Consider the following 12408-nt stretch of genomic DNA (forward strand, 5'->3'; position numbering starts at 1 on the left):
ATTTTCGATTTATGATGGGGACATCAAATTCATAGCCGCCACGTAAAGGAGAATGCTTTTCATGCACGCTTGATTCGATACGAATCAAGAGTATGATACGTAATGGATTTGATCGTTTCAGCGGAAGAATACGGGAACTTAATCTACGAAAGGAGGTAAAGGAGTTTGATCAGAATAAGAACGTTAAAAAGATAACTTGTAAGCGTTTTCTAAAAATAATTAGAACGGCTTAAAATGAAATTAGAATAGAGCAAAATGATCTTACAAATACGATTCTACACGGAGGTATCTATGAAAAGATTACGTAAAATCCTACCCGTCGTCGCGGCAACTGCAATGGTAGTTGCAAACTTTGGAGCCAGCGATGTTCTCTTTGGATCTCATGTATATGCAGCTCAAACGAATGTCACAGCAACCGAAGCAGCATCACAGACCTATACAATTGATGCAGGGAAAATGACAATCACTATGAATGAACAGGGTCAAATTATCCATATGGTAAGCAAAATCGATGGAACAGATTATGTAGAACCAAATCATTTGGCACCACTGATTAAACTTATAGCAGACGGTACTGAGCTGGGTACTGATGGTAAAGAATTGCTGCCGACAGCTGTTACATTTGACCAATCTACATCTACATATACTTTTAAATTTACAGACAAGAACACTAATGACGTACAGGTTGATGTCAAGGTAGTGTCAAAAGCGACTTACGCTACATTTGAAGTGACAAATATTACTCAAGGTGCCGGAGTCGATGTTCAAGCCTTATGTTGGGGTCCGATTAGTACAAACATCACGCAGACCCTCGCAGAAACAGCAGGTGTTGCATACGACGACAATTTTGGAATCGGTTTGCACTCACTCAATGATAAGACAATCGGCGGATGGCTGCATGAATATCCAAATCTCGGATATTCCTACACGACAGGATATAAAGGATATGGCACCGCTGATGGTCCACAGAGAATGGGTTATGATCGTAACATAGGTTCAGCTACGCCTTGGGGTACTGCACTGAGAGCATACACCTACGATTATACAAAAGTTAGATACAGACATAATGGTGGCTATCTTCAAGGCTCAATACAACCGATACCGGTATTAGACACAGCTGATGGTAAGCTTATAGGTTCAAAAGTTGCTTTGTTTGGCTCTAGCAACAGCAACATTTTGAATACGCTTTCCGATATCCAAATCGGAGAAGGGCTGCCTCACCGACTTGTTAATGGTCAGTGGCAGAAAACGGCACAGGCATCCAGTCAAAGCTTTTTAGTAACAAATGACGGTTCAATTACCCCAACAAGTGTTAGCACATTAAATAATTATGCCAACGCTGCAGGATTAAATTATATTTATCATTTGCCGAATGCTACAGGTCCATGGGTAACCTACGGAAATTACCAATTTAGTTCAGGCTTTGGCGGTTCTGACACAGGAGCGAAAGCCATTGTGGACAAAGCTACAACTTTGGGAAAAAACATGGGTGTGCATACCATTTCAAATATGGTACAACCTGGTGATCCTTGGATAACTACACGAGATCCCGGTCTTGGAAGAAACAGATTGGTAGGCCTTACGCTTGCAAACCCGATCACTTCAACGGATACAACGATTACAATTAACGGAAATTTCGACAACGTACCAGACAGCAAATTTAAAAATAATTCATACATGCAAATTGACGATGAGTATATCCAATATTCAAGTGTAATGAAATTGGACAACGGTTCGTGGAGCCTTACAGGAGTCAAACGTGCTCAACTTAGCTCAACAGCTGCAAACCATTTGGCAAATTCGTATGTATATCAAATGTATGGTGCCGGATATGCCGGATTGATAGCAAACGATAAATTGTCACTGGACATTTCAACCAGATTAGCGCAAGCTTCAAACAATACCGGATTAAAGTCAATGTCTTTTGATGGTTTTGAAGAAATTCAATGGACTGACTATAGCGATTTGACGGTTAATAAATTTTCAACTAATTTCTTCAATACTTTGAATGATTCAAACGACTTTATTAATGAAAATAGTAATCTATATTCCGGTATTTGGGATGCTACTAGCAGAGTAAGCTGGGGCGAAGCCTATACGGGTATGGATTATGCATATGCAAACATGGCATACATGAAACGTAATTTCATGCCTGTGATGTCCGGGTGGAGCTATGCCGGTAAGCTGACTACTATGGCGAAGCTTGAGTATTGGCTCTCAAAGATGGCAGGCTGGAATGGAGGAACAGGTATTCAGGCTACTTCAGGCCAATTGTCTTCGTGGAATTCTGGAGGACAATTAGCTAAAATTAAGATGTGGGAAACTGCCAGAAATATGGGCGCTTTCACGGAATACCAAAAACAGGAATTGCGTGATACCGGCACATTTTGGACATTATCACAACCGGTCGCAGGTGTTAATAAATGGCTTCTGCAACAAACTGACAGTAACGGAGTTGTTATGGCAGGCACTGCGGAAGATGTATTTGTTGGTCAAGTAGATAATAGACCGTTAAATATTGCACTAGACAAATCGGTTAGAATGATGTCTGACAAAAACCTCAGATTTTCATCCCCATACTATGGCGAAGCATCTGGTCTTACAGACGGTGATAAAATTGGTAACATATCAACTGCTGAAAAAGCTCCGGCTTGGGTGCAAGTTGACCTTGGAAAGGCATATGATCTCAATAAAATTAAATTGATGCATGACGTAAAAACATATCATGACGTTATCATTCAGCTTTCCAACGACAAGACATTTACTACCGGAGTTACAACAGTGTTTAATAATGACACTGACAATTCCACTGGACAGGGGATTGGAACGGATGCGGAATATGCTGACACTCAAGCAGGAACAGCGTACGATTTCCGTACCAACTCAAACATTCCATATTCAGCAGGAAAGACTGTGGACTTCTCAACTACCAATGCAAGATATATCCGTGCTTGGACAGGAACTTCTACAACCGGCACTGCTCCAGTTTGGGTTGAATTGCAAGCATATGCAGCTAACCCTGTTGAAAAACCTATAACAAAAACTACAACAGATGATGCTGCTGGCACAACACTCAGAACAGGTTCGACTGTTCGCTTGATTGATGATGTTAGAGATACTTTTATTTACTATACAACAGATGGATCTGATCCAAAAGACTATACAAAAACACAGCTTTACACAGGAACTCCTATACCTGTAACCGATGGAATGACCTTGAAGTACGTTGCACGTACAGACGGACACCAATTCAGCGAGGTCCAAACAAAAACCTTTACAATTGATCCTGCCAAGACTGCGACTGTAACATACATGGATGGTACAACTCAGTACGGTACGCCACAGATACTTGCAGGTACAGAATCAACTGTTGCATCCATGAATGGAGGTACAGGCAGCTTACCAGGAAATCCGACAAAAGCCGGATATACCTTTAAAGGTTGGTTCCAAGGAGTAAACGCATCAGGATTGTCATTTAACAAAAATACGATTGTAAACGGCGACATGACTGTGTACGCAAAATGGCTAGTGAATGCGCCTCAAATTTCTGATATACCGGTGCCCACCCCGATTATAGGAATAATGAAGGGTTCAGGCAAAACTCCATTTGACCTTAAGCTGCCTACAACGGTTACAATAAACACAGATGCAGGGCCGTTGACTGCAATGGTAAATTGGAATGTTAAAGATTCAAGCTATGACCCGACTAATATGAACGACCAGACTTTCGCTGTCAGTGGTAATGTAGAGTTGCCAATGGGTGTTCAAAACAATGGTGCTGTTTCGTTGACAACAAGTATCAGTGTGTCGGTAACTGAAAATCTTCCACCATTGACGGGCATTATCGATCCTGCGCCGATCACCGAGGTCGCGATCGGAACGCCGAAGACAGCAGCGGCGCTTGACTTGCCCGGCAAAGTAACCATTACATTCGGTGCGTATAAGTTGGATGTCCCGGTGACGTGGGATGTCAGCAGCGCCCAATACGATCCGACGGCGATGAAGGGTCAGACCTTCACAGTACCAGGAACCGTAACTCTGCCTGACGGAGTGTTAAATCCGAACAACGTGCCATTGACAACAAGAATTACAGTAACTGTGAATAAAATCCCAGTAGGGACCGCCACAGTTACCGTATCATCGGTTAGAGATAAAAATGGTAATCCTAATGGAGATAATCAAGATACCCGTTACTTGGGTGAAAAAGCAATTGATGGTGACAAGAGCACAACATGGGCTGCCAAACAGAGTGATAAAAGTCCGTGGATTCAACTTGATTTCGATAATCCTATTGCCGTTAAGAAAATTAACCTCATTGACAGGGGTCACGATGTGAACCAGATTGTAGAAGGGTTATTGGAATTTAGCGATGGAACAAGCCAGGTAGTGAAAGATCTGAAATGGGCAGGGCAACCTGACAATATCATTACTTTGGAACAAGCCAAGACCATAACATCGGTTAAATTCACAATCGATCCAGACAAGAAATACACCCAATCTGGGGCAGAGCGCGGCTTGGCAGAGTTTCAGTTGTTTGCAGATGATACAGACAATACGGAGCCGAAGCCAATCCTAACAGCTTCGGGAGACGCCAGCGTCATTGCAGGTGAGACATTCGATGTGACCTACACGCTCAGCAATGTTGCAGAACACGTGTATGCGCTGGATCAAACGATCCATTATGATCCATCCCAAGTAGAATTCCTCTCAGTCGAAGCTTTGCAAAGCGGATTTTCGATTGTTGGACAGAAAGAAGGAGAAGGTGAGGTTCGCATTCTGATGGCAAGTTCGGGGTCCGGAAGTGCAATTAAGCACACGGCTCCTGTATTGAAACTGAACTTCAAAGCCAAAGAGGCTAGTCAAAACGTAACGAGCCCCATCTTCTTAACCGACGTAGCTGTTGCGGGTGCTGGCGGAAACGAAACGACGGTGAGTAATGGTTCTGCGTACACGATTCAAATTATCGCTGTGGATAAAGCGGCATTACAAGCACTGGTTACGAACGCGCAAGCATCACATGATGCGGCAGTGGAAGGCAATGAAGACGGCTTGTATGCGATTGGCTCCAAAGCGCAATTGAAGTCGGCTATCGATGCGGCTCGTGCGATTGCGAGCGATTCAAATGCGACTCAGCAGCAAGTAGATGATGCGAAAGCCGCATTGGAATCGGCAATGCAAGAGTTCGAAGCGAAGAAAATAACGGCAGATATTAACGGACAAGGCGGTATTACAATCGGAGACCTGGCTATTGTTGCAGGTGCATACGGCAAGCAACAAGGTCAAGTGGGCTGGAACGCGAATGCGGATGTCAATAAAGACGGCAAGATTGATATCGTAGATCTTGCAATCGTAGCCAAAGCGATCTTGAAATAAAAATATTCTTGTAAAATGTTGAAAGGATAGACTGTTCAATTGATCGCATTAGAGAAACACAAGTGCAGTGGTCGAAATTACAAAAACGCAAAGAAGTCCCTAGATTTTGGGGACTTCTTTGCGTGTTTCCTAGGATGATTTGGGGTCCCCGCAAGCTTGGATCGCATTAAAGATATGATGAACGACATCGACAAAGTAATCCAGATCAGCTCCTTTTGTTCTTTAATATGAGAAATGTTTAAAAATCGTAGTCGGCCTGCTCTGGGATTTGGAGGATTATTAGGATATAGTTGTTTACGAAAGCATCGGAGATTGTTATGTTGACAATGTCAACGGAGAAAAGAAGGGATATAGGACAGCAATACCAGATAGAAATCGTAGGCGAAGCCAGCAACGGGGGAAGTCGCTCTATTTCTTATTGGAGGTAGTTAGATTTTGATAAACTTTATGAAACGGTTCAATCACTCTTTGTTCGCGAAAGTTTTAATCGCCGTAATTGTGGTTCAATCCATCCTCATCGTGATCGGAGGACAGCTTAATATCGTTCGCGTTGACCGGTTCATTCAGGAACGGGATTACGAATTCGCCAGAAAGGACATGCTCGATGTCCGGGATGCCTATAACCATAAATTAAAGCAGATTCGCTCGAATGTCTTCTCTTTGTTTTTTGAATCCAATCAAAGCGAATCCATCCTTGAGAAGATCAAGAAATTCAAGGGAACGACCGAAGTCGACGATTTGCGGCTGAAAGCCGAAATCGAGCAATTTTTGCAATCGATGGCTTACACGGACGAAAATACAAGCTCCATTTTGTTCGTCAGGAGCCAAGACGAGGCGAAGTTCGCGTTCGTCAGATACTTCGATCCTAGCCAGATGCCCTCTTTCCGATCCATGCTTTCATTCAAAGAAGAAGAGTTCATAAAAGTATATCCGGTAGAGCGGAACGGCACTGGCGTAACGCCTCAAAACGATATTCTCATTTTCGTCTTGAAGGTAAACGATCCGAATGCGTATGAACAAAGCCAGTCGGCCGGTTACCTCATCGTATGCTTGGATGCCGGATTTTTGCAAAAAGGCGGCGATCATCTCCGAACTGATTCCATTCTTGAATTAAAAAACGCCAACGGCACGATCTGGATGTCCGGGAGTTCCGTTCCTTCGGATGTCGAACGAACCGATATCGAAGCGATCAAAGGCGGTCACGAGCTCTATTCCATTACCAATGTCCATAATACAGGTGACGACATGGTATTTACGATGATGAAATCCAAGAAAAAACTGATCGAAAATATCTTCGCTATGAAGAAAAACCAATGGATTACGTTAGCGGCCATTATCGTTTTAAACGTTTTTGTAGCTTTTTATATCTCGAGAGCGCTTTCAAAGAGGGTGCAATCGTTAACCCGCAATATGAGGAAATATAGTCCCGGAGAATATGTTCAGCCGATTCCCTTACAGAAAGACGACGAATTCACGATTTTGGAGGATACCTACAATCAACTGATCCTCAAGCTATCGGAATACATACAGAAAGAATATGTTCTCGAGCTTAAGTCGAAGGAAGCGGAGCTCCTTCTGCTGCAATCACAGGTCAACCCGCATTTCTTGTCCAATATGCTGGAAATCGCACGGATGCAGGCGATGAAAGAAAACAATATGGAGTTGTCGGATACGATCTATCGATTGAGCGAATTGTTCAGGTGGAACATTCGAAACAAAGAAACGCTCGTGACTTTGTACGAGGAGCTGTACTACGTCGAGTACTACTTGAAGCTGCAAGAAATTCGTTTTCCGAAAATTCGATTCAGCATTGATTTTCCATCCTCGTTGCAAAATGAACGCATCGTGAAGTTTTCCGTTCAGCCGATCGTAGAGAATATTTTTAAGCATGCCATGAATAAAGGCAAAGAAGTCGAAATTCAGATCAGGATAAGGGAAGTATCCAGAAGGATCCAAGTAACCGTATCGGATAACGGAAAGGGCATTATGCGAGATGATTTGAACCGGCTAATAGCCAATATTCAAAAGCCGTTACTCGATTCGAAAGAAGCTCCGTTCGTAGGAATCATGAACGTGCACGCAAGACTTCGACTCCTTTTCGGAGATCCGTTCGGATTGGAAATCAATAGCTCGATAGGAGAAGGGACCATAGTGACGTTACATATTCCGAAACTTGAGGTGATCGCATGAGCTTATTTACGAGGAAAGTTATCATCGTCGATGACGAGCTCTTAATACGGGAAGGCTTGCATTCCATGCTGGATTGGGAAAGCCTGGGCTTCGAAGTGGCCGGCTTGTTCGAGGACGGAGAAGATGCATGGCAATTTCTCCAGACTCACAAAAAGATCGATGTCGTCATCACGGATATTCAAATGGACGAATGCACGGGACTCGAGCTGTTAAGAAGGATAAGAACCTCCGACATGCGGTCAAGAGTTCTGATTATCAGCGGATACGATGAGTTCCGTTACTTGCGCGAAGCTATGATGATGGGGATAGACAACTATCTATTAAAGCCGATCAATAAGGACGAATTAATCGGTTCCCTTGAGCAGATTCAAGAAGGTTTACTTATGGAATACCGGAAATCAAGGGAGTTGTACGAAGGCACGCAGCTCATGAAAAACAATCTGCTGAATCAAATCGTATTGAACAATTACTCCATTCGGGATGTTGTCGAAAAGTGCGAGATGCTGGGCATCGGTATTCATGAGGAAGGGTTTCAGGTCGTCGTTATGGATACGATCGCGAGGCAAAAAAACGTTCCGCTCTTGGAAGAGAGACAGCTAACCGAGTTTGCCATTCGCAACGTTGCGCAAGAGACGATCGGCAGTGACGAAAAAGTATACGTATTCGGCAATCAAACTAATCAAATCGTCTTTCTGTTCGCCGGAACGAACCGGTCCGGACAAGCCGCGATTAATAAGAGGATGGAAGAGACCGCCACTTTGATTGCAAACGTCTTGAAAATCCAGGTCGTCGCTTTCATTGGCAAGCCCTGTGTGACTTGGAGAGATATTCATCGCTCCTATCAAAGCGCGATGGATCAGTACGATTATCGCTATTTCGTCGAATCCGCCTCGGTCATCGATTATACGAAGAAGGACCGAGAATCCATAAAAGAAGCACTTGCCAAAGAGCTGGGCTTCGAACCATTGAATCGGCTGCTTGAAGAGCAGGAGTACGATGATGTTATATCACAGCTGGAGTCAATCGGGACGCGGCTGCAAGAAATTCAGGTGCCGGATCTCCATCTGATTCGCTCCGTCTTCGTCGATTTCGCTTTGTTATGCATGAGCCGGCTCCGGCAAATGGAATTTGAGATTCTTGAGCACGTCAGCCACTTTCCGAAGTCTGTGGACGCGTTGTTTCAAGTCGATTCCAAGGAAAAGCTGTTCGAGCATTTCATGAGCTTAGCGGGTACGTTGCTTCATACGCTTCAAAAGCTAAAGACGAATCGAAATACGAGCATCGTTGATAAAGTAATCAAATACATCGATAACTACTATATGGAAGGCTTGAGCTTGCAGCAATTATCCCAGCAGTTTCATATATCCGCACCTTATCTGGGTAAGCGCCTTAGGATCGAGCTAGGCCGGCCGTTCAACGAGTATTTGCATTGTGTCCGAATTAACAATGCGAAAAACCTTCTGCTCATTACCGATTTGAGCGCCAAAGAGATTGCCGAAAAAATCGGTTACGTGGAGCCGAATTACTTTTACAGTCACTTCAAGAAGATCACCGGCAAATCGCCAATGGAGTTTAAAAAAGGAATTTAGAAACTGCGTTAGTTTTTAGAGTCGATCATTAATTCATGCACTTTTGGCCTCCGGGCGGGGGATTTATTATTAATCATGTAAGAACCAACACTAGACAGGGGGTAATCAATTGAAAAAATTCATGCTTATGGGCTTAGCTTTATCCCTTACGATCGTCATGGCCGGATGCGGCAAGTCGTCTTCCTCCAATGACCCTTCGAACGCGCCTGCGGCTCCTTCGGCGTCGCCTTCCGAGGCTGCGGCGGAAGCTCCTGCTTCCGAACAACCAGCCGAGTTGAACGTGCTCGTGTTCGAAACGCCTAACCTGACAGCGGCTTATTGGGATGCCGCGATCAAGAGATTCACGGACAAGCACCCGAACATCAAAGTGAACAAAATCGTATCTCCAGACGTCGACCGCACGAAATATGCGAAGCAATTGCTTGCGACGGGCCAATTCCCGGACGTGCTAATGTCGGTAACCGTGCAGGAATTCCTGGCCTCCAAGTCGCTCATGGCTTTCGAAGACAAATACGTGAAACAAGTACCGGGCGCGGAATCGATGGCGATCGACGGTAAAGTGTATCTGTTGCCATGGGGCGCACAAACGATCTCTTACATTTACTACAACAAAAAAATGTTCGAAGAGGCGGGCGCGACTGAGCCGAAAACATGGGCGGAATTCGTTGACGTCGTGGGTAAACTGAAGGCGGCCGGCGAAACGCCACTGCTATACGGCGGTGCCAAGGATCCTTGGTCCACGACTTTCCTGCTGGACGGCATTATCAGCACGGACGTCTATAGCAAAGAGCCGAACTGGGTAGACAAACGCAAAAATGGCGAAGTGAAATTTTCCGATCCGCTCTTCAAGAACGCCGTTCAGAAATGGAAGAGTCTCGTAGAAACCAAAGCCTTTAACGATGACGGATTGGCTATCAGTTATTCCCAACTGCAAGACGCGTTCTTGAAAGGCAAAGGCGCTATGTATCCGATGGGATCTTGGTTCATCGCGGCGGCCCTCGGGCAACAGGACATCGATGTCGGCGTATTCCCGATTCCGACGGATGACGGATCGATTGTTACGCCGTATTCCGTAGGCGGACCTGCTTCCGTCAGCGCAACGACCAAATATCCGGAAGCGGCGCAAATGTTCGCAACGGAGTTCGTATTGGATCCCGCAACCGTACTCGATGTCGTGAAATCGGACTCCTTGATTCCATTAGAAGGCCAAACCGTCGATTACGCTTACCCGCCATTGTTCCAAGAGGTTATCGATATGAGCGGTCAAGGCACGAAGGTTAACGCTTTCGGATGGGAGAATGGCGATGCAGCCATGCTTCCTGGAATGGTCGACGAATTCAACAAAGCCGCGCAGAACATGATTCTCGGCAAACCCGTCGATTCGGAATTGGCGGCGCTGGATAAGAAATGGGATGAAATCGCCTCGCGCACGAAGTAAATACGACTATCCATGAACAAGTAGAATAGGAGAGGAGAAACCATTCTCTTCTCCTTATTTTTGAACCAATGAGGTGAAGACACTGAAAAAAAAATGGTCCGACTTCTTACTCTTCGTATCCCACGGCCTAATTATTTATCTCGTATTCGTCATTTTGCCGGTTTTCTTTTGCGTGTACTACAGCTTCACGAATTTTAACCCGCTGTTCCCGGATTTTAATTGGGTAGGGATCGATAACTATAAAGCGCTGGCCAAAGACGGCGAATTCGGACATGCCATCGCCGTGACGTCCATGATCGCGCTTCTTGTTACTTTAGCCTCGAACGGATTGGGGCTGCTGTCCGCTCTTCTCGTGAATTTCAAAGGCTGGGTGTATAACGCCTCCAGAACCATTTTTTTTACGCCTCAAGTATTGAGCCCCGTGATTGTAGGCTTTATCTGGTCGATCATCCTTACCGATGAGGGCGTTCTCAACAAACTGTTGAGTTACACTGGCATAGAAGGTACGAGCTGGCTCGCGAATACGAGCATTGTCATCTACTCCATCATCGGCGTTATCGTATGGCAATCGTTAGGCTTTTGCACGGTCGTCTTCTTGGCTACGCTTCAAAGTATTCCGAGCGACCTGTATGAAGCCGCCAAAATAGACGGTTGCAACCGCTGGCAAAAGTTCAGGCATATTACGTATCCGCTGCTGGCACCGGGAATTACGATCAATACCGTCATGCTTCTGATCTCCAGCTTTAAAGTGTATGACCATGTCGTCGTATTGACGAATGGGGGTCCCGGCACGACGACCGAGACGATCTCGCTCAAAATCATCAACATGGGCTTCGTCGAAAATCAAATGGGTTACGCTTCGAGTATGGCCGTTGTTCTGTTTTTGCTTATCGGAGCCGTTTCCGTCGTCGTCGTCACCTTATTGAAACGCAGGGAGGTTGAATATTGATGACGTCCAAATTATTAGCGAATGCGCATAAGCTGTTTACGATATGCGTGACGTTCGCGTTCTTCCTTCCCCTGTATCTCGTGCTTATTAATGTGTTCAAGGAAAATGACAAGATCATGGCCAATCCGCTCGGTTTTCCGACTCGATTCACGCTTGAAAATCTTAAAGGCATCATCTTAAGGCCCGATCATCTATTGTTTACGAGCATGTGGAATAGCGTCGTCATTACCGGGGCTTCTCTGCTCGTCATCATCGTTTCCTCGTCCATGGTTGCTTATTATTTGGTTCGCAACGACAGCAAGAAGACCAGGCTGCTGCTGCTCTTTTTCCTGTTCGGGCTCATGGTGCCCACGACAATCATATTGATTCCGGTCGTAAAAGTATTGGTCGCGGCGCATTTGATGAGCTCGAAGATTGGCCTTATCGTCTTTTATATGGGCTATTATGTTCCTTTCGGCATTTTCATGTATTCGGGGTTTATTCGGACCATCCCGCGAGAGTTGGACGAAGCGGCATCCATCGACGGCTCCGGTACGTTTAGAACGTTCTGGAGAATTATTTTTCCGCTGCTAGGACCGTGTACCTCGAGCGTCATCATTTTCATCGGTTTGTGGGTTTGGAACGATTTTTTGAATCCTCTCATTATTATCGGACCGATTAAAGGAACGACAATAACGGCGGGCATCTATCGCGTCATCGGGCAATTCTCGGTCAACTGGGGCCAAATGTTCTCGATGATGTTATTGGCTTCGCTGCCGATTATCGTTATGTACCTCGCGCTGCAGAGACAATTCGTCGAGGGAATAACCTCCGGCTCTTTGAAGGGATAACAGGAAGGATGAGGAACGATGTCTAAAATCAAAGAAGTG

The 12408-nt window shown here is 45.1% G+C and carries 6 protein-coding genes; all 6 read left to right on the forward strand.

Annotated elements, in window-relative coordinates; translation table 11 throughout:
- The first annotated feature begins 291 nt into the window (after positions 1-291).
- The 6 genes from AC0YN6_RS08420 to AC0YN6_RS08445 all read left to right on the forward strand — a co-directional run bounded on the left by AC0YN6_RS08420 (position 292) and on the right by AC0YN6_RS08445 (position 12369).
- On the forward strand, positions 292-5373 hold the full coding sequence (locus tag AC0YN6_RS08420) for a DUF7402 domain-containing protein (RefSeq protein WP_475746314.1): 5082 nt from the start codon (positions 292-294) through the stop codon (positions 5371-5373).
- Positions 5374-5808: 435 nt separating this feature from the next.
- Positions 5809-7563 carry a sensor histidine kinase gene (locus AC0YN6_RS08425; protein WP_475746315.1) on the forward strand — a complete coding sequence of 585 codons (1755 nt, stop codon included), beginning with the start codon at positions 5809-5811 and terminating at the stop codon, positions 7561-7563.
- Positions 7560-9152, forward strand: coding sequence for a response regulator (locus tag AC0YN6_RS08430; protein WP_475746316.1), 1593 nt, complete (start codon positions 7560-7562; stop codon positions 9150-9152). The genes AC0YN6_RS08425 and AC0YN6_RS08430 overlap by 4 nt, the downstream gene beginning before the upstream one ends.
- A 109-nt stretch (positions 9153-9261) precedes the next feature.
- Positions 9262-10590, forward strand: a complete 1329-nt coding sequence (locus AC0YN6_RS08435) for an ABC transporter substrate-binding protein (RefSeq protein ID WP_475746317.1) — start codon at positions 9262-9264, stop codon at positions 10588-10590.
- A 73-nt stretch (positions 10591-10663) separates the two neighbouring features.
- Complete coding sequence (locus tag AC0YN6_RS08440; protein ID WP_475746318.1) at positions 10664-11539, forward strand: carbohydrate ABC transporter permease; 876 nt, start codon at positions 10664-10666, stop codon at positions 11537-11539.
- On the forward strand, positions 11539-12369 hold the full coding sequence (locus tag AC0YN6_RS08445) for a carbohydrate ABC transporter permease (RefSeq protein ID WP_475746319.1): 831 nt from the start codon (positions 11539-11541) through the stop codon (positions 12367-12369). The genes AC0YN6_RS08440 and AC0YN6_RS08445 overlap by 1 nt, the downstream gene beginning before the upstream one ends.
- Positions 12370-12408: the final 39 nt, after the last annotated feature.

Source organism: Paenibacillus sp. J22P15, assembly GCF_056269345.1.

Coding starts and splice junctions, on each gene's coding strand:
- AC0YN6_RS08420 (WP_475746314.1), top strand. CDS start 292: ATGAAAAGATTACGTAAAATCCTACCCGTCGTCGCGGCAACTGCAATG.
- AC0YN6_RS08430 (WP_475746316.1), top strand. CDS start 7,560: ATGAGCTTATTTACGAGGAAAGTTATCATCGTCGATGACGAGCTCTTA.
- AC0YN6_RS08445 (WP_475746319.1), top strand. CDS start 11,539: ATGACGTCCAAATTATTAGCGAATGCGCATAAGCTGTTTACGATATGC.